23 protein-coding genes are annotated in these 20,352 nt (G+C 57.3%); 13 read left to right on the forward strand and 10 right to left on the reverse strand.

Annotation, left to right across the window (positions count from 1 at the left end; translation table 11 throughout):
- Window positions 1-3 precede the first annotated feature (3 nt).
- Both BUQ90_RS16595 and BUQ90_RS16600 read right to left on the reverse strand, forming a co-directional pair.
- The gene (locus BUQ90_RS16595) at window positions 4-399 is read right to left on the reverse strand and encodes a nuclear transport factor 2 family protein (RefSeq protein ID WP_074206196.1); all 396 of its coding nucleotides are present in this window, start codon (window positions 397-399) and stop codon (window positions 4-6) included.
- Window positions 400-420: 21 nt separating this feature from the next.
- Window positions 421-1,233: an amidohydrolase family protein gene (locus BUQ90_RS16600; protein ID WP_074206197.1), complete on the reverse strand. Its 813-nt coding sequence runs from the start codon at window positions 1,231-1,233 to the stop codon at window positions 421-423.
- Between the two features lie 76 nt (window positions 1,234-1,309).
- Between BUQ90_RS16600 and BUQ90_RS16605 the strand changes: the two genes are divergently transcribed.
- Window positions 1,310-1,765, forward strand: coding sequence for a MarR family winged helix-turn-helix transcriptional regulator (locus BUQ90_RS16605; protein ID WP_074206198.1), 456 nt, complete (start codon window positions 1,310-1,312; stop codon window positions 1,763-1,765).
- Between the two features lie 10 nt (window positions 1,766-1,775).
- On the opposite strand, the gene BUQ90_RS16610 is transcribed toward BUQ90_RS16605, so the two are convergent.
- A complete protein-coding gene (locus BUQ90_RS16610; protein ID WP_159437126.1) occupies window positions 1,776-2,519 on the reverse strand; it encodes a 2OG-Fe(II) oxygenase in 744 nt (247 codons plus the stop codon).
- A 68-nt stretch (window positions 2,520-2,587) separates the two neighbouring features.
- Between BUQ90_RS16610 and BUQ90_RS16615 the strand changes: the two genes are divergently transcribed.
- The 3 genes from BUQ90_RS16615 (at window position 2,588) to BUQ90_RS16625 (ending at window position 7,134) form a co-directional block, all read left to right on the forward strand.
- Window positions 2,588-3,595 (forward strand): hypothetical protein, encoded by a 1,008-nt coding sequence (locus tag BUQ90_RS16615; protein WP_143182898.1) that lies wholly within the window; start codon window positions 2,588-2,590, stop codon window positions 3,593-3,595.
- 167 nt (window positions 3,596-3,762) lie between these two features.
- Entirely contained in the window at window positions 3,763-6,654 is a 2,892-nt protein-coding gene (gene uvrA / locus BUQ90_RS16620) for an excinuclease ABC subunit UvrA (protein WP_074206201.1), read from the forward strand.
- 12 nt (window positions 6,655-6,666) lie between these two features.
- Complete coding sequence (locus BUQ90_RS16625; RefSeq protein WP_204244811.1) at window positions 6,667-7,134, forward strand: RidA family protein; 468 nt, start codon at window positions 6,667-6,669, stop codon at window positions 7,132-7,134.
- Window positions 7,135-7,141: 7 nt separating this feature from the next.
- Here the strand turns inward: BUQ90_RS16625 and BUQ90_RS16630 are convergent, their stop codons facing one another.
- Window positions 7,142-7,546 (reverse strand): DUF4345 domain-containing protein, encoded by a 405-nt coding sequence (locus BUQ90_RS16630; protein ID WP_074206202.1) that lies wholly within the window; start codon window positions 7,544-7,546, stop codon window positions 7,142-7,144.
- A 140-nt stretch (window positions 7,547-7,686) separates the two neighbouring features.
- Here BUQ90_RS16630 and BUQ90_RS16635 point away from each other — a divergent pair, with 140 nt between their 5' ends.
- Window positions 7,687-8,160, forward strand: a complete 474-nt coding sequence (locus BUQ90_RS16635) for a D-Ala-D-Ala carboxypeptidase family metallohydrolase (protein WP_074206520.1) — start codon at window positions 7,687-7,689, stop codon at window positions 8,158-8,160.
- Here BUQ90_RS16635 and BUQ90_RS16640 read toward each other — a convergent pair.
- Complete coding sequence (locus BUQ90_RS16640) at window positions 8,157-9,146, reverse strand: fatty acid desaturase (protein WP_143182899.1); 990 nt, start codon at window positions 9,144-9,146, stop codon at window positions 8,157-8,159. The genes BUQ90_RS16635 and BUQ90_RS16640 overlap by 4 nt on opposite strands.
- Window positions 9,140-9,337, reverse strand: coding sequence for a hypothetical protein (locus BUQ90_RS16645; RefSeq protein WP_074206203.1), 198 nt, complete (start codon window positions 9,335-9,337; stop codon window positions 9,140-9,142). Before BUQ90_RS16645 ends, BUQ90_RS16640 begins: the two co-directional genes overlap by 7 nt.
- 185 nt (window positions 9,338-9,522) lie before the next feature.
- Here BUQ90_RS16645 and BUQ90_RS16650 point away from each other — a divergent pair, with 185 nt between their 5' ends.
- The 6 genes from BUQ90_RS16650 to BUQ90_RS16675 all read left to right on the forward strand — a co-directional run bounded on the left by BUQ90_RS16650 (window position 9,523) and on the right by BUQ90_RS16675 (window position 15,070).
- Entirely contained in the window at window positions 9,523-10,704 is a 1,182-nt protein-coding gene (locus BUQ90_RS16650) for a hypothetical protein (RefSeq protein WP_143182900.1), read from the forward strand.
- Window positions 10,705-10,738: 34 nt separating this feature from the next.
- On the forward strand, window positions 10,739-11,488 hold the full coding sequence (locus BUQ90_RS16655; protein WP_074206205.1) for a glycosyltransferase family protein: 750 nt from the start codon (window positions 10,739-10,741) through the stop codon (window positions 11,486-11,488).
- On the forward strand, window positions 11,460-12,158 hold the full coding sequence (locus tag BUQ90_RS16660) for an HAD family hydrolase (protein ID WP_074206206.1): 699 nt from the start codon (window positions 11,460-11,462) through the stop codon (window positions 12,156-12,158). Before BUQ90_RS16655 ends, BUQ90_RS16660 begins: the two co-directional genes overlap by 29 nt.
- A gap of 88 nt (window positions 12,159-12,246) precedes the next feature.
- Complete coding sequence (gene dgcN / locus BUQ90_RS16665; RefSeq protein ID WP_074206522.1) at window positions 12,247-13,251, forward strand: N-acetyltransferase DgcN; 1,005 nt, start codon at window positions 12,247-12,249, stop codon at window positions 13,249-13,251.
- Entirely contained in the window at window positions 13,236-14,228 is a 993-nt protein-coding gene (dgcA, locus tag BUQ90_RS16670) for an N-acetyl-D-Glu racemase DgcA (RefSeq protein WP_074206207.1), read from the forward strand. Before dgcN ends, dgcA begins: the two co-directional genes overlap by 16 nt.
- 56 nt (window positions 14,229-14,284) lie before the next feature.
- Window positions 14,285-15,070: a DUF1499 domain-containing protein gene (locus tag BUQ90_RS16675; RefSeq protein ID WP_074206208.1), complete on the forward strand. Its 786-nt coding sequence runs from the start codon at window positions 14,285-14,287 to the stop codon at window positions 15,068-15,070.
- Between the two features lie 9 nt (window positions 15,071-15,079).
- On the opposite strand, the gene purU is transcribed toward BUQ90_RS16675, so the two are convergent.
- From purU to BUQ90_RS16695, 4 genes are all read right to left on the reverse strand, one after another.
- Window positions 15,080-15,946: a formyltetrahydrofolate deformylase gene (gene purU, locus BUQ90_RS16680; protein WP_074206209.1), complete on the reverse strand. Its 867-nt coding sequence runs from the start codon at window positions 15,944-15,946 to the stop codon at window positions 15,080-15,082.
- A gap of 169 nt (window positions 15,947-16,115) precedes the next feature.
- Window positions 16,116-16,661: a nuclear transport factor 2 family protein gene (locus BUQ90_RS16685; protein WP_084192760.1), complete on the reverse strand. Its 546-nt coding sequence runs from the start codon at window positions 16,659-16,661 to the stop codon at window positions 16,116-16,118.
- Window positions 16,640-17,041, reverse strand: a complete 402-nt coding sequence (locus BUQ90_RS16690) for a putative quinol monooxygenase (RefSeq protein ID WP_074206211.1) — start codon at window positions 17,039-17,041, stop codon at window positions 16,640-16,642. Before BUQ90_RS16690 ends, BUQ90_RS16685 begins: the two co-directional genes overlap by 22 nt.
- Window positions 17,038-18,357 carry a cytochrome P450 gene (locus tag BUQ90_RS16695; protein WP_074206212.1) on the reverse strand — a complete coding sequence of 440 codons (1,320 nt, stop codon included), beginning with the start codon at window positions 18,355-18,357 and terminating at the stop codon, window positions 17,038-17,040. Before BUQ90_RS16695 ends, BUQ90_RS16690 begins: the two co-directional genes overlap by 4 nt.
- 98 nt (window positions 18,358-18,455) lie before the next feature.
- Between BUQ90_RS16695 and BUQ90_RS16700 the strand changes: the two genes are divergently transcribed.
- Both BUQ90_RS16700 and BUQ90_RS16705 read left to right on the forward strand, forming a co-directional pair.
- The gene (locus tag BUQ90_RS16700) at window positions 18,456-19,043 is read left to right on the forward strand and encodes a carboxymuconolactone decarboxylase family protein (RefSeq protein WP_074206213.1); all 588 of its coding nucleotides are present in this window, start codon (window positions 18,456-18,458) and stop codon (window positions 19,041-19,043) included.
- 10 nt (window positions 19,044-19,053) lie between these two features.
- A complete protein-coding gene (locus BUQ90_RS16705) occupies window positions 19,054-20,331 on the forward strand; it encodes a cytochrome P450 (protein ID WP_074206214.1) in 1,278 nt (425 codons plus the stop codon).
- Window positions 20,332-20,352: the final 21 nt, after the last annotated feature.

The following is a 20,352-nucleotide window of genomic DNA, read 5'->3' on the forward strand; positions in this document are numbered from 1 at the left end:
GATTCAGTCCTTTGAATTATCTGGGGAGGAAACGGGTTGCCAGGCTGTCGCACTGTCGTAGACGAAACGTTCTCTGGCGATCCGGTCGCCCCGCCATTCCTGCAAAGCAACTTCATGAAGTCGCCGGGTCACGCCGTCCTTGCCGACAGAATCGAAGGTCCAGGCAATGGCGACGTGATCGCCGTCAACCAGCACCGCTTCCGGTTGATGGGTAATCATGGATTGAATCCGCCGCATCCCGGCTTGCTCATGCACGATCAGCTGGTCACGTCCCTCGCGCGGCGGTTCGCGGTTTTCCTGCATGCTGGCATCCGGATGATAGAAATTGGCTATGGCCTCCCCGTGATCACCGTTGACGACGGCATCTACAAAGGCTTCGACTCGCTTACGGACTGGCATGGTTGTTCCTTTCCATTGCGGTTATAGCTTGAACACTCGGCGGGCATTGCCTGACAAAAATGCGTCCTGCTGAACATCGGTAAGCTGCAGGTCGTCCAGTCGCTGCAGGCAACCGGCAGGGGAGAGCATCGGCCAGTTGGTTCCGAAGATGACGCGGTCCTGCCCCAGCCCCTTCATGTAAGCGACAAAATCGGGCGGCAGCCGGTGCACGGCATAGGCAGATGTATCGACATGAAAGTTCGGGAACTTGATCGTCAGCGAGATCAGTTCATCGATCCACGGAAATCCGACATGACCGCCAACTACCACCAGCTCCGGAAAGTCGAGCAGCACGTCTTCCAGATAGGGAATGGGACGCCCCGTTTCGGATCGCATCAGCGGACCGGTATGGCCAACCTGCGTACAAAACGGCACGCCGAGATCGACGCAGGCAGCGTAAACCGGATAATAGCGGCGATCATTCGGCGGCAGATCCCAGAGCCAGGGGACGACCCGGACGCCAACAAATTTTTTCCCGTCGACCCACCGGCGAAGTTCGCGAACCGCTTCCATGGGCTGCGACAGGTCGACCGTTGCCAGGCCGCGAAAACGGTCCGGAGCCGTATCAATCTGGGCACTGACTTCTTCATTCGAGATCAGCGAACCCGCCGGGCCGTGCCAGGCGGACAGCAGGCTGATGTCGACATTGGCGGCGTCCATCGCCGCCAGAGTCACTTCGGTTGATGGCACCTGCGGAGCGCCGGTTTGCCCCGTCCAGCGGAGCAAAGTGGCGAGCCACGGAGCCTCGGCCATGCGCTGCGTTGTCATTTGTGACCAGACGTCTATTGCACCCATATTGATTCCCGCCTCTTGAGATACTTCATATATGTAGTATTAGGAAGGTGCCGGGAATGTCAATAGGGAGACAGGCATGTCTGCGAAAGATCACAAGCTCTATTTCCTGCTGCAACGGGTGGCCCATCGCCTGAAAAAGGAGGCAGATGCAGCCCTGCTGGACTCCGGTGGCATGTCGACAGCTCAGGCGGCGGTCATGACGATTATCGCCGAGGAGGATGGCGTGTCGCAGAAATATCTGGCCGAACGGCTCATGCAGCGGGAAAGCGCTATTACCACGATGGCCAACCGGCTGCTGAAGGCCGGCTATATCACCCGCACAAGATCGGACACCGATGCCCGGGCATGGGTGCTCAAACCCGCACCGGCCGGCATGGCAGCGTTACGGTCGATCCGTAGCCCGTTCGGCGAAATCAACCGCCTGCTGGACGAAGCTTTTGAGGATGCGGATCTCGACGAGCTGGCTCGCGGCCTCGAACGCGTTCTGGATGAGCTCGCGAAAACACCCGCCGATGCCGATGGCAAATCCTGAAACCTGATCCTCAGGAATCTCCGCCGATATTGCCCGGTGGATCATCCCGGCGAAACCAGCCGGTGACGGAATATCTAAGTGCGCCGGCAAAGGGGGCGACCAGCTCCACAGAGTGGCGATTGGGTACGGTAAACATGTTGAGCGCATTGTAGCGCGGCCGAAACCCCCCGGTCAGATCACCTCGCTCATCAAAAAATTGCAAATACCCGCCCCAGTCGACATCCCATTCCGGTGTCAGGTTGAGAACATAGGCCGCAACACGGTCATGCTTGTCATGCCGGTCATCATGTTGATTGAGGAAATGGCCCGGTCCGAAGCAGGTCGCCTGGCCATCAGCCCAGCATATGTCTGGTTCTCCCGTGATTTCCCGGATGACGTCGAGGGTCTCCGGTGCATTCATCATCTCGAAAAATCCGGCCAGCGGTCCGCGGTCCTCGCCTTCCCCAAAATAGGATTCCACAATCGGATAGCGAAGATAGAAAAACTGGTACTGGGATCGCGCCCGGCTCCGGATATCGGCCAGCAGCCGGTCACGCTCCGACTCGCGCATGGCCATGGCGTTCCTGCGGGGCATTTCGTAATTGTCGGTGCCCTTGTTGAAAACCGTGATCCACTCCAGATCCGTCAAGGTCCTGTGAAGCTGCGCCGCAGTGTCGTTTTCCAGAAAATCCGGCATGTGCAACCGGCCGGATTCCGCCAGCTGGCTCGCCCGCGAATTGCGCTCTTCCTGTGTTATCGCCTGCAGCATGGTCATAGACTCCGAGACGCCGGTATCGCCTTTGCAATTGATCGCCCCGACAAGTTCGGGCACCATAGTTGGCGATGTCAGACAGTTCAACATATCTCAATGATCGCAACTGGTTGCCACACCGCCTCGATGTGGTGTCAGACCGGGTACAATTTATCCATCTTCCGGACGAAGCGCGAAAACAGCTAACGTTTATGGCCAGCTTTCAACTGGAAACTCCAGATCAAGCAGTCTGGATACCCGGAGAGGATATTCGTAATTTCAAACCGGACAGCGTCCCCAGTCACTATATTTTTCACACCGCCTTTTGTCGCTCCACGCTGCTGGTCCGCGCCATGGATGAGCTGCCAGGATGCGCCGGATATAGCGAGCCCCAGATTTTCAATGATATTGCCGTCTCTCTGTCGCATCAGAATACCCAGTCGCTGTTGCAACCCATCTTCAACCTCTTTGCACGGTCCGGCGGTGACCTGAACATGACTGTGGTCAAGCCTTCCAATCATGCCAATCAGGTCCTGCCGCTGATCATGCAGCATATGCCGAAAACGAAAGCAATAATGATGACGTCCGGGCTCGGGGCCTTTTTGCGATCGGTGGCCAAAAAGGGCATGGAAGGCAGGATCTGGGCACGCCGGCTCAATCAGGAAATTTCCAGCTATGCCGCGCTAGACCTAGGCCTGTCCGATGACGAAAAAATGCGCCTCACCGACATGCAGGTCACGGCCCTGACATGGCTGCTGCATCAGCGCCATTTTGCGATGATCCTCAGGACGCCGTTCAGGGGCAGGTTCCGGACCCTGGACTCTGCCCTGTTCAATGACCGGAAGTCCGATTCCTTCCGCGCCCTCGCGAGTCATTTCGATTTTGCGTTTGACGATAACCAGATTGATGAATTGATCGGCGGTCCGGTATTCTCCAGTCATGCCAAACAGGGCGGAGATTACGAGGAAACCATGGCTGATCAGGCGAAGAAAGCCGCCAGTCCGATCATCGAGGAAGAGATCGGCTATGTCGAAAAATGGGGCGAGCATATTGCCGGGCAACTGGATCTGGAGATTCCCATCAGCCAACCGCTGTTCTGAACGACCTTCCCACCATCATGGCGCCTCCTCACCAACGATACCGGCCCCATAGAAGGATGATTCTCAATGCTCGGTGCACTGGCCCATTGCATTGAGAACATAAATAGAACATTATATGGTCCAACGACCCGCTGGACTCTGTTTCCAATCTTCGGCAAAGGCTGCATATGCTGACCCATATCAAAGTAAAAGGTGCCAGAGAGCACAACCTCAAGGGCGTGGATATTGACCTGCCCCGCGAGAAACTGATCGTGATTACCGGACTGTCCGGGAGCGGCAAGTCGAGCCTGGCGTTCGATACCATCTATGCCGAGGGTCAGCGGCGCTATGTCGAGAGCCTGTCGGCCTATGCCCGTCAGTTTCTCGAAATGATGCAAAAACCAGATGTCGAGCATATCGAAGGACTGTCTCCGGCCATTTCGATCGAGCAGAAGACCACTTCCCGCAATCCGCGTTCGACCGTCGCTACGGTCACCGAAATCTACGACTATATGCGTCTGCTCTGGGCACGAGCGGGCATTCCCTATTCTCCTGCAACCGGAGAGCCGATCACGGCGCAAACGGTCAGCCAAATGGTCGACCGGGTCATGGCGCTGCCCGAAAAAACCCGCTTCTACTTGCTCGCGCCCGTCGTCCGGGGACGAAAGGGAGAGTATCGCAAGGAGCTGGCCGAGTGGCAAAAGGCCGGTTTCACCCGGGTTCGCGTCGACGGTGAATTCTACGACATCGAGGAGACGCCCAAGCTCGACAAGAAGCTGAAACACGATATCGAAGTGGTCGTGGACCGGCTGGTGGTGCGCGAAGGCATGGAGACCCGGCTGGCGGATTCCTTCGAAACCGCCCTGCGACTGGCGGACGGTCTGGCTTTTGTCGATCTGGCAGATGGCGTCGTGCCCGGGCGTGAAGCGGAAGAAACCGGGACAAAGATGAAAGGCACCGGCCTGCCCGACAACCGGATCGTGTTTTCCGAGCGTTTCGCCTGCCCGGTGTCCGGATTTACGATCGAGGAGATCGCTCCACGCCTGTTTTCCTTCAACGCGCCACAAGGTGCCTGCCCGGCCTGTGACGGACTGGGCGAGAAACAATATTTCGATCCCCAGCTGATTGTCCCCAATCCCGCGCTCACGCTCAAGCAGGGCGCGGTTGTGCCCTGGGCGAAATCCAATCCGCCGAGCCCCTATTATATGCAGGTGCTGGGATCGCTGGCCCGTCATTTTGAATTTGATCTGGAAACCCCGTGGAACGATCTCGACGAACATCACCGCGATGTCATCCTCAACGGCACCCAGGGACTGCCGGTCAAGCTGCGTTTCCAGGACGGACGCAAAAGCTATGAAGTCAAGAAACCGTTTGAAGGCGTGGTCGGCAATCTCAACCGCCGCATGCTGCAGACCGAAAGCGCCTGGATGCGGGAAGAACTGGCCAAGTTTCAGGCCGCCGCGCCTTGCGAGGTCTGTCACGGTGCCCGGTTGAAACCCGAAGCACTGGCGGTCAAGATCGCCGGCGAGGATATCAGCATACCCACCCGGCGCAGCGTCGGGGATGCTCTCGCCTTTTTCGAGGGGCTGGCGGATCAGCTCGACTCCACCCAGCGCCAGATTGCCGAACCCATCCTGAAGGAAATCATTGAGCGGCTCGGATTTCTCAACAATGTCGGGCTGGACTATCTCAATCTCGACCGGACCAGCGGGACGCTGTCGGGTGGCGAAAGCCAGAGGATCCGGCTCGCCAGCCAGATCGGATCAGGATTGAGCGGCGTCCTGTACGTGCTCGACGAACCCAGCATCGGCCTGCACCAGCGGGACAATGACCGGCTGCTGACAACCTTGAAACGCCTGCGCGATCTTGGAAACACGGTCATCGTTGTCGAACATGATGAAGATGCCATCCGGACCGCCGATCATGTGGTCGACATTGGCCCCGGTGCCGGTGTGCATGGTGGAGAAATCATCGCCAACGGCACGCTCAAGCAGATCCTGAAGAACAAGAAATCCCTGACTGCAATGTACCTGAATGGTACAAAACAGATTGATGTTCCAACCAAAAGGCGCAAAGGCAATGGCAAGAAGCTGACCGTACATGGTGCGGAAGCCAATAATTTGCGCAATGTGACGGCTTCCATTCCGCTGGGCACATTCACATGCGTCACCGGACTGTCCGGATCAGGCAAGTCCTCGCTGACCATCGACACGCTCTACGCCGCCGCGGCCCGGTCGCTCAATGGTGCGCGCGTGATCGCGGGCAAACATGAAAAGGTCACGGGACTCGAATATTGCGACAAGGTGATCGATATCGACCAGTCGCCTATCGGCCGGACACCACGTTCCAATCCGGCTACCTATACCGGGGCCTTCACCAATATCCGCGACTGGTTCGCCGGACTGCCCGAAGCCGAAGCGCGCGGATACAAGCCCGGACGTTTTTCCTTCAACGTCAAGGGGGGCCGCTGTGAAGTGTGCCGCGGTGACGGACTGATCAAGATCGAGATGCACTTCCTGCCCGATGTCTATGTCACCTGCGAGGAATGCGGGGGCAAGCGCTATAACCGGGAAACACTGGAAGTGAAATTCAAGGGCAAGTCGATCGCAGATATCCTGGACATGACCGTGGAAGATGCTGTCAGCTTCTTCAAGGCGGTACCGCCGATCCGGGACAAGATGGCGATGCTCTATGAAGTCGGGCTGGGCTATATCAAGGTCGGCCAGCAGGCGACGACCCTATCGGGCGGCGAGGCGCAGCGTGTCAAACTGGCAAAAGAACTGTCCAAACGTTCAACCGGGCAGACATTATACATTTTGGATGAACCCACAACCGGCCTGCATTTTGAAGATGTCCGGAAGCTGCTGCAGGTGCTGCATCGGCTGGTGGAACAGGGCAATAGCGTCGTCGTGATCGAGCATAATCTGGACGTAATCAAGACCGCTGATCACATCCTCGACCTCGGACCGGAGGGCGGCATTCGTGGCGGAGAAATCGTCGCACAGGGAACCCCGGAAGAAGTTGCCAAGGTGAAGGAAAGTTTCACGGGCCAGTATCTGAAAGACATGCTGAACAAATAGGAGGAAGGTGCGATGCGAACTCTGGTTTTGGCAGCCATGCTGGCAGGGTTGCCTGCACAGGCAGCGCTGGCTGACGATCGGGACGCTTCCGAAAAAGCCGAAAGCGAAATAGTCTTTCACACAACAGAGGCGGCCAAAAAGGCTGGTTTTCCTTTTTCCAAGGCGGTTGAAGCCGATGGCTGGATATTCCTTTCCGGCGAATTGGGAATCAAGGAAGGCTCCGGCCTTGTGCCCGGCGGCATAGCTCCGGAGACACGTCAGACCATGTTGAACATCCGGCAAACACTGGCTGATCAAGGCCTGGGCATGGACCGGATCGTCAAGTGCACGGCCTTTTTGGCGGACATGGCAGAATGGCCCGCTTTCAACACCGTGTATAAGGAGTTTTTCAAGGACAATTACCCGGCACGAAGCGCACTGGGCGCAAGCGGTCTTGCCTTGAACGCCCGCGTCGAAATCGAATGTATCGCGCGGCGATAGGTTCCGGTCAGAGGGCGTTCTGCTGGCTACGGACAATCCGCTGTTGCCACAGCAAAATGACTACAGGTACAACCAGTTCCACGATCATGCCGCTGACTTGCCAATCCGCCGGCTCGCCAACGGTCAGCCACGACAGACCGCGCGCGCAACCGCCGATAAACCAGCCGAGCATGGCAAAGCGCATCAGGCTGGCCCTGCCCTTCACATCGCCGGCGGACCAGAGGATCATGAGTCCGACGGCGACATACACCCCCGCAAGATAGCGATACTGGCTGTCCAGTGCATTGATCGCTGGCAGGGAGTATAGCTCGGGCTCCGGCACCATGGCCGCCGCCCCGAAAAGCATGCCGGTGCCGCCGAGATATAGCGGTATGAGCCCTATAAGCACGGTAACTATCCGGAATATTGTCATTAAAACCCTCCCCTGTTTGCAGTCGATCTTGCATGCCAACCCGGGTGTGTCAAACGGTCTTCACGCTTCCGCTTCTTCCTGTTTCGCTCGGACCACCATCAGGTTGACAGGCATGACCCGCTCCACACATGCTGCCCGCCATGAAACTCAGTCCGCATTTCCATCTCAGCGAATTTACCGCCTCCCAGACCGCCACACGGCTGATGATCGACAATAGGCCCGGTCCGGTTGAGATTGCCGCGATGAAGCTGCTCTGCGAGAAGGTGCTGGAACCGGTCCGCGCGCAATATGACCGGCCGGTGATGATTTCCTCCGGCTACCGCAGTCCTCGGCTCAATCGGGCGCTGATGGGATCGCGCTCATCCCAGCATATCAAGGGCGAAGCCGCCGACTTCGAGATCCCCGGTGCCGACAATCTCGAAATCTGCCGCTGGATGGAGCGGCGGCTGAATTATGATCAGCTGATCCTCGAATTCTACCGCGCCGGCGAACCGGCCAGCGGATGGGTCCACGTCTCCTATCGCGAACCCTTTCGCAACATGGAACTCACGGCGCGGCGCGTGATCCGCAATGGCCGGCGCAAGACGGAATATCTGTCGGGGATTGTCGGCTAAAGTTTACCGAGCTCACATTTTCGCGCCACGAGCAGGGGACGCAGGGCCCAATAGGCCGCCGGTGTCCGGTGGATCGGAATATTCGGGTAGAGATGGTGGACAATATGATATTCCATCCCCGATGTCAGCAAATTGCCGGCCCAGCTTTTGAACGCCCGGGTATTGGTATAGCGGCCGGTTTCCTTCGCCGGATGATGCGGCATCCAGCTGAGCACCAGCCGGATATAGGTCAGTCCGACATGCCGCGGCACCCACCATAGCAACAGTGCCTCAATCGCATAGCCGTTCCACGCGCAGGCAAACATGATCGCCAGAAAGAGGAATTGCGTGATTGCCGCTTCGCGCAGGGCGCGCCGGGATTCCGCCGTGTCCATTTCCTTCAGGACTTCCACATAGCGCGCCACGCCCCCTTCACCGCGTGGCTGACGATTGCGCACGGACTTGAACAGGAAATGCCAGGCATTGCGCGCGCTGGTGGAATAATCCGGATCCTTGTCCGGAATGTTGCAATAGCGATGGTGTCCGAGATGGGTGATCTTGAAGGCACGATAGGGTCCGGCCAGCGGGATCAGGGACACGCGCCCGACCAGCTCGTTGAGCCAGCGCAATCTGGTCCCGGGTCGCGCAATATTGTCATGCTGTGCTTCGTGACTGGGAAGCAGGGCAATGGATGCACAGAGGATATTGACCAGACAGCCCAGCCAGAGCGGGATCATGTCCAGCATCACCAACGGCCACATCATGACGAAGGCGGCGCTGTTGCCGAGACCCCAGATCACCGGGGTCCAGGGCGTGCCCCCCTTTGTGCCGCCGTGGAAGCGCCGGGCAATCCGGCGTTCGAGCCGCCGCATCTGCTTGTCGGAGAGGCCGGAAAGATCGAGGCCGGTCAGATCCTGTTCGGCGAGCCGGTCAATGGCCTCCGGATCCAGCGCTTCCGGATCCGCAAGCAGCTCCGCCGGAGCACGATCGAGAGCCAGGCTCACCATAGCCAGGTACCCCGGACCTGCGCATATATCCCCCAAATCCCACCAATAATGAAGCCGAAGCCCAGCGGAGTCAGACCCCAGGGCGCGGCCCAGTGCATCATGTCCAGTATCTGGGCGGTCAGCGGCGCAAGGAAGCCCAATCCCCAAAGAAGGGGTGCAAATTCAAAGATCTTCGCAACTGCTGCTTCCATGACCCTGCGCCTGCTCGAACGGAATACGGACAATATGCCCGGTGGAGAAACCGCGCAAGCGCTTTAACCTCTGGATTTCTCCCGCTTTGGTCAGGTTTTCTGCCTTAGCGCTTTGTTAACCATAAACATTTATCCTTTTCCTTTCCGGGCCGGATGCGCCCGGCAAAAGGTTGAGGAGGAAGACAGTGGCGCAAGCACGCATGCAGGTAATGTTTTACTTGCCCGTTGTGACGCCCTGGTGGTTTTCCAACATTATCGTGCATCTGATCCGGGTCATGGCACGCGTCCATGATGTCCATGTCCTGATCCCGCCTCTCTGGCGCAATACCGGCCTTGGCGAAGATCAGCTCCCTCTCATAGCGAATCTCACCCATGTGAACTGGATCATTCTCGATGGTCCCGATCACCCGGCCTTGCGCAGCGATGCCAGCGGAGAAGAGGATCTCATCACGCTGGTCGAGAAACTGAACCCCGATCTCACCCTGTGTCGCAGTGCCGACATTGCAACACCCGGCCGGTTCCCCGGGACTGTGCGCTACATCATGGAAGGCGGAGCGCCACCCGCGCAAACCGGCGCCAACTGGGTCACCTTGTCGCCCGGCCTGTTCGATCACGGCCTCATGCCCGAACTGTCGACAGAAGACAGTGATCGCCTCGACCAGCTTGCCGGTCCGATCTGGGCCCAGATGCATCAGCAAACCGCTTTGCCGTCCCGGGAGGAGTTTCTGGCGCTGGCGGGATTGCCGACGGATCGCATTATCATCGGCCTTCCGCTCGAATATGAAAATGAAGAGAATTTTTTCGGGCAGCATCATCGCTATCCGGACAATGCCGCCATGATCAGGGCCCTTGCCTCCGGTCTGCGTGACAACAGCATTTTGGCGGTTACCAATCATCCGCTCAACGAGCTGTACGGCGACAACCGTGCGCTGGAAGCGGCGATCGCCGGAAATCCCGATCGGGTGGTGATGATCGACGGCACCGAAATTGCCGGACAGGCAACGCTCGCACTGAGCTGGCACAGCGATGGCATGGTTGTCGGCAATTCCAAAAGCTGGAGTGCCTGTGCGGCATTCGGCACGCCGGTGTTGCGCATGTCGGACTTTGCAACCGGAGACTGGTTGCAGGCCTATGATGTTTTCCGGGACTTTGCCGCGGACATTGATCAGTCTGTCGCCCGCCGCGCCGATGCCGTCCAGGCCCGCCGCTGGTTCACTTTTCATCTCGCCAATAATGTGTTCGATCCCTCGGATCCCGCCCTCGAAGCCGGCGAGATCGTCTCGCGCATGAAACGACCGGTTGACCCGTTCCGCTGGGACCAGGGGCTCGCCCGATATCTTTCCCAGCCGTCAGAGAAGGCGGCATGACAATCTCTATCCCCACTTCAAGAGGTTCTTTCCCATGTATGATCTGGCTGTTGTAATACCCGTCCGGCGCGGCAGTTCGCGCATCGCCGAAAAATGCCTTCTGCCATTCGGCAACGAGGAAACACTGATCGAATGGAAGCTGGCACAGCTATGCGAGGTCATCGACCCAAAGCGCATATACCTGTCCAGTGAAGATGAGGACTTCCTCAAACTGGGAAACCGCTTTGGCGTGTCCCGTCATCACCGGGCGCGGCATCTGGCGATTGACCACATTGCCCCGTTCCGTGACGTGATCACCGGCATTGTCCGCGACATCCCGCACACCCACATCGCCTGGGCAACCGTTGTCTGTCCGCTGATGGCCCCGCAGGAATATTGCGATGCCTTTCGCGCTTACCACGAACAGGTCATCACCGGCGAACGGGACTCGCTGGTCGGGGTCAACCTGATGAAGGAATATTTCTGGTCGCAGGATGGAGCGCTCAACTATGAAGCGACACGAAATCATACCATCTCGCAGGAATTGCCGGACTGGTACAAGGTCACCAACAGCATCTACATGGCTCCGCGCCAGCAAATTCTCGCCCGCGAATATTTTCTCGGTGCAAATCCCCAATTGCAATCCCTGTCCCGTCTTGCGGGTGTCGATATCGACTATATCGAGGATTACCGCATCGCCCGTGCGCTTTACACGGTCTATACCGAAGACGGTCTGGATACCGTCAACCCTGAAACCCTGATTGACTGGAGCTCCCATGACCCCCGTTTCCCTGTCGCAATATGACTGTATCTTCTTCGATTTCGATGGCGTGATCGCCGACTCCGTTGACGCCAAGATCACGGCTTTCGGCGAACTCTATGACGAATTTGGTCCCGAAGTACGCAGGGCCGTGGAAGATTATCAGCGCGCCGTGCCTGGAGAAACCCGGTTCGACAAGATCCCCCGCTTTCACCGCGAGCATCTTGGTATTGCGCTGAGTGAAGCCGAAATCGCACAATGGTGCGACAAGCTCTCCTCCATCGTCCTCGACGAGGTCGTGAACAGCGCGCTGCTCCCCGATGTTCCGGAGGTTCTGGCCATGCTCGAACGCCAGAATATCCAGGCCCATATCGTGTCCGGAACACCGCATGATGAGTTGCAGATCATCGTTGATCGCAAGGGTCTCGCACCATTTTTCCGCACCGCACGTGGCGCACCGGAGAAAAAGGCCTCGATAGTCCGCGACATCATGGCAACCGAAGGTCTGACTGCGTCACAATGCCTGTTTGTCGGGGACGCGATGACTGATTTCAACTGCGCGCAGCAATGTGACATGGCGTTTCTGGGGCGGTCGGAACCCTTCGGCAATCCTTTCCCCACCGGAACCTGCGTCGTGCAACGGTTGGGCGAATATTTCCTCTCGGACAACTGGAATGGCGCAGCCGGGAGTGCGAATCAAAATCGGGCGGCTTGACCTGAAGGGATATCCCATGCTCTGATCCCCATCGACCGCTTGCAGATTGCCGACTATCTGCATGACAGGCAACGGACAGGAATTGCCCATGCACGATCTCCAAGGCCCCTATTTGCTTTTTCTGGGGCATGAAGACAACCCGCTGGCAATCAAGACATCGCGAGGGATTGCCCAGTGGCGTCCGGAAATCTGCATCGGCGAGCATGGCAACCCACTCACCTTGGGGCTACCGAAGATGCGCCCCGAAGAAGCAGCACAGCACGGAGCAAAAACTTTTGTCCTCGGCCTGACAAACACGACCGGAGATATTCCGGAGAATTGGCAACAGGATATTCTGGAAGCCATTGATGCCGGAATGGACGTCGCCAATGGCCTTCACCAGCGCCTTTCCGATGTAGAAGAGATCCGCAAGGCAGCCGAAACCAAAGGTACAGCGCTGCACGACATCCGGCATCAGTTCGGCTCCGTGCCGATTGGCACCGGCGTAGCACGATCAGGGAAGCGGATATTGACGGTTGGTACGGATTGCTCCGTCGGGAAGATGTACACGGCTCTCGCGGTGGAGAAGGATATGACGGCTGGCGGCTTCAATGTCGATTTCCGGGCCACGGGCCAGACCGGCATTCTGATCGCGGGCACCGGGATCCCGGTAGATGCGGTGATTTCCGACTATATCGCCGGTTCGGTCGAACATCTGTGCCCCGCCGCCGCGGAAAATCACTGGGACGTGATCGAAGGCCAGGGATCGCTGTTCAATCCGGCCTATGCAGGTGTGTCGTTGGGTCTTTTGCACGGCGCCCAGGCTGATGTGCTGATCATGTGCCACGAAGCGGGGCGGAAGGAAATCAAGGACAAGCCCGGATATCCGGTGCCGGACCTGCAGGATTGTATCGATACCAATCTGAAAATGGCGCGCCTCACAAATCCTCGCGTCAGACTTGGCGCAATTTCCCTTAACTGCCGGCTGGTTGGTCCGGAAAAGGCGGATACACTTTGTGCGGAGCTGGAGGAGCGGTTCGCGGCTCCCTGTTTCGATCCGATGATTCACGGTGCTGCGAAATTCGTGGACGAGCTGGCATGTCCTGCAGCCTAAAGATCGAGATCGACCGCTGGCCGCTGAAGAAGCCGTTTGTGATCGCACGCGGCAGCCGGGATGAAACGGAAACAGTCACTGTTACGCTCAGCGATGGCGAGATTGCGGGTCGTGGGGAAGCCGTTGCTTCTCCACGATATGATCAGACCAGCCACTCGCTTGCCGCAGAGATAGAAACAATCCGGAATTTGCTCGAGCAAGGTCTGGATCGCCTGGAATTGCAGCAGGTCATGCGGGCCGGCCCTGCGCGCAATGCCGTCGATGCTGCGATGTGGGATCTGGAGGCGAAGAGAAATCACCAGGACGTAGGCCAGCTGTCAGGCATGGGCTGGCCAGAAGGTCTTCAGACGGTGCAGACAATCAGCATTCTGTCCCCCGAAGAAATGGGAAAAGAAGCCGGTCGTCTCGCCGGCTTTCCGGTCCTCAAAGTCAAGCTCGATGCGAAACTGAACTGCGAGCGGATCGCTGCTGTTCATGGAAACGCCCCGCAATCCCAGCTGCTCGTGGATGCCAATGAAAGCTGGACGCTCGATATTCTGCGCGAAGTCGCACCTCAGCTTGCCCGACTGGGGGTCGCGATGATCGAGCAACCTCTGCCAGCCGGTGCGGACGAGCCGCTCCGGAATTACGCATCGCCGCTGCCCCTGTTTGCGGATGAAAGTTGCCATAGCCGGGCGGACCTGGCCGGTCTTGGAGAAAAATACCACGGTGTGAATATCAAGCTCGACAAGTCCGGAGGACTGACCGAAGCACTGGCGCTCCGCGCGGCGGCCCTGGACCAGGGTTTTGACATCATGGTGGGGTGCATGCTGAGCACATCCCTCGGTATCGCACCAGCCTTGTTCGCTGCAGCCGGTGCCAGATATGTTGATGTGGACCCGCCAGCCCTGCTTGCAAAGGATCGCAAACATGCGCTGAAAATCGAGAATGGGAGGGTATCCCGGCTCTCTCCCGCTCTGTGGGGTGGTGCAGTTTAGGCTTTCGGCCTATCACACCGACAAACCGATCAGGTAAGTTGCAAAAAGAGGTCGACATGTTGAAATTTCGAACTGCAGTTCTGGCCCTCGCCCTGGTTGCTGCGATTATCGTCGTGGTCTGGCCGGGTCTCGCCGGTCTTGGGTCCAGATTTGGCTTTTGGGATTTCGGTTTTGGCCTCGGCACAATGACACGCGAGTGGTGGCCGGTTATCTGGTATGTGAGCGGTGGTCTGGGGTTGCTGGCACTGATCCTTTCTCTCGTCCTCAATCCGCGGAAACTGGCTGGACTCGCAGTCGCGGTAATTGCGATTGGCGCGCCGATTGCCGCCAAGATGCAATATGACAATGTCCGCGCCACGGCGCAGGCGGTACCCGCGATCCACGACATCACAACCGACATGCAGGACCCGCCCATGTTTACCGATGCCATCATGGCAATCAGAAATGCGTCCGGTTCCAATCCGGCTGATTATGTCGGCAAACTCAAGCCAGGGCGGGACGGGGAACCGGACAGGCTGGTTTCGGATCTCCAGGCAGAAGCCTATCCCGATATTGTCCCGATCCGCATCGATGTGACACCCGCCGAGGCCCATGAGCGTACCGTCCAGGCCGTCCAGTCTCTCGGTTGGGCACTGGTTTCGGATGATCCGGGAACGGGGATTGTCGAAGCGACAGACACAACATTCTGGTATGGCTTCAAGGACGATGTCATCATCCGCATCCGCTCGAACGGAGCCACTGGATCCGTTGTCGATATCAGGTCGCTGTCGAGAGTGGGCGGCTCCGATCTTGGCAAGAACGCATCCCGAATTCGGGAGTTCCGGTCCCTCATCATTGACTGAGTTTGTGTGCTATCGCCGAAACACAACGGTCTTTCGGCCGTTGGGCAATATGCGGTCTTCCAGCGCATAGCGTACAGCGCGAGACAGCACGCGCTGCTCAATATTGCGTCCCTTTGTCACCAGGTCCTCGGGCATGTCGCTATGGCTGACCTGCTCAACATCCTGCTCGATAATCGGCCCCTCATCGAGGTCGCTCGTCACGAAATGGGCTGTCGCACCAATCATCTTCACCCCGCGCTGATACGCCTGATGGTAGGGCCTTGCGCCTTTGAAACCCGGCAGGAAACTGTGATGGATGTTGATGCATCGGCCACGCAGATACCGGGCCATATCATCTGACAGGATCTGCATGTACCTCGCCAGAATAACCAGTTCGGCACCAGTCCGCTCGATCACATCCCGTATCTGTGCTTCCTGTTGCGGCTTGCTGTCCTTGCTGACCGGAAAATGATGGAACGGGATCTTGTCTCGCATTGGCAGATGGAGATTGTCGCCCGGATGATTGGAAATGATGCCGACAATATCCATTTTCAGCTCACCAATACGCCTGCGGTACAGAAGATCGCTGAGGCAATGATCGAACCTGGATACCAGAATCAGGACTTTCTTGGCCTGATCTCGCCGGCGGAATCGCCAGCGCATATCGAATTCCGCGGCCGGGTTGCCAAAGGATTCAAATTGTTCCACTCCGGTCGAGTTGGCGATTTCAAACTCCACCCGCATGAAAAACCGGTTGGTTTCCGGGTCGCGAAACTGCTGGGCTTCCATAATATTGCCGCCGATTTCATGAAGATATCCGGTGACCTTGCTGACAATGCCGGATCTGTCTTCGCAGGACAGGGTCAGTATCCAGCATTGTCCGTCCAGTGCGTCCATGTGTCCGTGCCTCCGTCTCCTGGGGGTGTATTTTGAGCTCGCTCGCTATACCGCGCATTTCCGAACAATGAACGGGCGGAGGAATTTGTGTTTCCGATATCGCTAACAGCAGTTTCGCGCAACCAGACTTGCGATGTCTTCTGTGCCGGTTGCATCACCAACCGCCCGCTCACATCGGCCGATATTCCTCGTGACCCGATTGGGTCAGATCCAGCATGTGCAACGGAAATTCTGCGCGGGGACTGCCGTCTGGCTGAACGGGGAGCGGCAATGTCCAGTCGAGAATATATTTTCTTCGGGAAATGCGCCATTCCAGGCCGGATTCGGCCTCGCGTTTTTCAAAATTATCGAGATAGCGTCCACCATAGAGATTGCCCTTCATCTCGCCTTCACTGTCGTTGATCCCGACTGCAAGGCCGTAGCATTCCACGTCCGCTCCGGTTTCGTTTCGAAGAAGAATCTGGACGCTGTTCAACATATGCCAGCGGCGTTTGGAAGCGCGCTCAACCTCCATGACAACCGGTACGAATTCATCGGCCCTGCCAACAAAAAAACCATAGTCAATTTCGGCATCCGGCCAGTAGCAGCGGGCATGCTCCTCATCGTCCAGCCAGTCCAGTGTGCGGGAATAGCGGTTCAGCACTTCCGTGATAGCCTGTTTGTCGAGCAGCTCCTGCAAGGCCTTTTCCATCGCTATTTTCTCCGTGTCCACCATCCGGCAATATCCAGCGGGAAACGTTCCTGCGCCATCGCCATCCCTTCGTCTGCATCATCAGGAAGTGCAGGATCTCTGGTATCCGCCAGCCCTCCACCCGCACCAGTCACAGGGTCGACATATTCGAGCCGGATATCGGCCAGTACATCGGCAAATTCATGACTTTCGTGATGATCGGATATCTGATGCCGGTAAAAAGCCCATTTGTCTTCGAAGGAGAGCAGACAGTAATAGAAATTCTCCTCCTGCCCTTTCCAGTATTCATAGCGATTGACACCAGTTTCGGTTTCGAAAGTCTTTTCCACCATGTCCGCCATGATAGCCTCCCACTTTTCCGCCTTGCCGGGCTTGATTTTGATATGTGCCAGTAATGTGGTCATGATTGCTTCCCGTTTGCTGTAAATTTCAGATTGAGCCGGTTCGTGCCGAGCATGATGCCGGGCTGATGCAGAAAATCATTGTCCGCCGCATATTCGATATTCTCCAGCCGATCGAGCAGGCGGTTCCAGGCTATGGTCTGTTCCAGCCGGGACAGTCCGGCCCCCGGACAAACACGCGGGCCAGCCGAAAAAGCCAGGTGGCGAGTGACTGCCTTTCGGTCCAGTTTCAGTTCTTGGGGCTCTTCAAACTCTTCCGGGTCGATATTGGCGGCTGCCCAGCGCAGATGCAGTGAGGAGCCGGCTGGCACATCGACTCCCTGAAACACCTCATCCTGCGAAGTGATCCGGGTGGACAGCCCTTGCGTCGGCGAACGCAGGCGCATGCCTTCCTCTATAAAACTGCGGATCAGACCACGGTCTGCCTGCAATTTCCGGAAGAGGCCCGGCCGGTCACAAATCAGCTGCGCCTGTTCGGCAATGGCATATTGGGTGGTTTCCAGGCCGCCTATGACCATTGCATAGACAACACCATTGATTTCATCGTCGGTCAGTTTCCGGTCCAGCGCCTGGTAATGCACCTGAGTCAGAAAGCTGATCATGTCGTCCTGCGGGCTAGCCCGTTTTTCCCGGGTTTTCCCGCGCACATAGTCGCTAAACCCATCCAGAAGCCGGAATTTTTCGCGGGTTTGGTCGGCGGTCAACTTGTTGTTGTGACCGCACCCGTGGACGTAGGACATGACCTGGGCATTGCCCCAGATTTCCAGTTGCGGAATATCTTCAATGGGGAAGCCCAGGACCGAGGCCATGGTCCGCTGAGGCAATGGGCGGGCGAATTCCCGGACGAAATCAACTTCCCCCTTGTTGATCCACCGGTCGATCAGAAAGTTGACATGGTCTGTGATCATTTTCTCATGGCGTTTGGCCCCGGGTCCGACCCAGGGGTCTGTCAATTCCTGACGATGCGCACGCCAGAGCTCCGGAGTGGGGCGAAGCGAACAGATTGAAATGATCATCGCGTCGAGATCCGGCATTTCCTGAGGCAACTTGCCTGCGGCCTCGATTTGCCTGACGAGCAGCGACAGGGTTGGCGGAAAGCGGTCCCAGTCCTTCACGACGCGCGAAATATCTTCATGCTTTGTCAGGATGAAAGCATCCTTGTCCGGTGTCAGTCCCTCACCAGCAATGCGCAGCACAGGTGCCTCCCGGTGAAGTATGTCATAGGCGGCATACCAATGCTCTTGCGCGCCGGCACCGAACAGGTCGACATCATCGAGCGTTTTCGGACAGGCCGCCTGGTTTTGTGCAGTGCCGGGCATTTTCGCCAAATCCTCTCCTTCTCCAATCTGTCAGTATCCTTGACGGCAGCTAAGCCTATTCTGAACGGCAAAACCATTGACAGATTGGAGAGGATCGGATGGGCAGGATATCAAAACTACCGCCAGAGAAGTGGGACCCGCGGATTCGCGCGGCTGTACAACCTGAAAATCTGACGGATCTCGAGCAGGGGCTTACCCGGTTCTTCGCTCATTGCCCCGAGCAGGCGCTGGGATTGATGCAATTTGGCGGAGCCCTCAAGATGAACCGGCAGTTGCCCGAGCGACTGGTTGAGCTGGTGCGGCTGCGGATCGCCTTTTTCAACCAGTGCCGCAGTTGCATGGCCATTCGCTACAGTGATGCAGTAGCCGACGGCGTCGATGAAGATGCGGTCTGTTCACTGGAGAAACCACAGGAAGCCGAAAATTTGAGCGATGCGGAGAAAGCGGCAATCCGGTTTGGCGAGCTGATGGCGACCGACCATCTTGCGATTACCGATAGTATCTACGCCGGGTTGCGAGAGCATTTCAGCGAAGAACAGATTGTGGAACTCGGTATGACCTGCGCCTTTTTCGTTGGTTTTGGGCGGCTGGCAGCAACATGGCACATGGTCGAAGAATTGCCCGAAGCGTTTCAGAAAGCTGAAGAAATTGCACCCTGGGGTGAAGACAAAATCCAGGTACGATGAGGAGGATTTCATGGCCACCAAAGCTGAGCTGAACGTCAATCTGTTCGATGTCCAAACGCAGCAATGTCCTTATGACGCCTACAAGGCATTGCGGGACGAAGCTCCGGTCTACATCCAGCCGGGCACGGACAACATGTTCATCGTCACCCGTTATGACGACGTGCGGGAAGTGCTGACCAATCCTGCCCGCTTTCCCAGTGCCGCTCCTGATATGAGTCAGCGTGCCGCTCCTGCGGACATGGAACGTGGCCGCAAAGTCACGGCACGTTTCGAGGAAAAGGGCTGGTTGCCGGAACCGACACTGGCTGGCCGCGATGACCCGAACCACAAACAGATGCGCGCAATGTTCAACGAGGCGTTCAAGCCGAGCCGGATCAAGCAGATTGACCCGTTGGTCGAGAATCTGGCCTATGAACTGATCGATGAGTTTGCGGATGAGGGCCAGTGCGAATGGGTCAAGCAGTTCGCCATTCCCTTGCCCCTGTTCATTATCGGCGAACAAATGGGTGCCAAACGCGAGGATATGTGGAAAATCAAGCGCTGGACGGATGCCTTTTTCCAGCGGATTTCGATGATGTTGCCCGAAGACCGGCATATGGAGATGGTCGACCGGGAAATCGAGGCGCAACACTATTTCCAGCCGATCTTTGAACGGCTTCGCGCAAATCCTGACGACTCCCTGATCAGCGTGCTGGTGAACACGGTGATCGAGGGCTGGGACCGACCGCTCAATGACAACGAACTGCATGCAGAAATGATGGCCGATACTTTTGTCGGTGGCAGCGAGACCACGACCAATGCCCTCGCCGCCGGCATGAAGCTCCTGATCGAGAACAAGGATGTCTGGCACAAACTCAAGTCCGATCCCGACAAATATATGAAAACATTTGTCGAGGAAGTCGTGAGGCTGGAATCCCCCGTACAGAGCCTGATGCGGTTTGTGCGCGAAGATACGGAGCTTGCGGGAGTTGCCATTCCTGCCGGTTCAATCATCAACGTGCGCTATGCCGCTGCCAATCGCGACGAGCGGTTTTTCGAATGCCCGGAAAAGATTGACCTCGAACGCAAGAAAGCCGGCGCTCATATGGGCTTTGGTTCGGGTACCCATCATTGTCTGGGCGCACCGCTGGCGCGGCGTGAACTGATCTGGGGTTTCACAGCCGTTGTCGACCGTTTCGAGGATATGTGGTTCGCGGAAGGGAAAAATGATTTCGAATATCATCCGCACTTTCTGCTGCGTTCCCTCAAGGAGCTGCATATCGAATTCGAACCCCGATCAGGCAGATAGATAACCGAAACCGGCAAAGGA

The sequence above is a fragment of the Parasphingorhabdus marina DSM 22363 genome (assembly GCF_900128895.1).
Classification (GTDB): domain Bacteria; phylum Pseudomonadota; class Alphaproteobacteria; order Sphingomonadales; family Sphingomonadaceae; genus Parasphingorhabdus; species Parasphingorhabdus marina.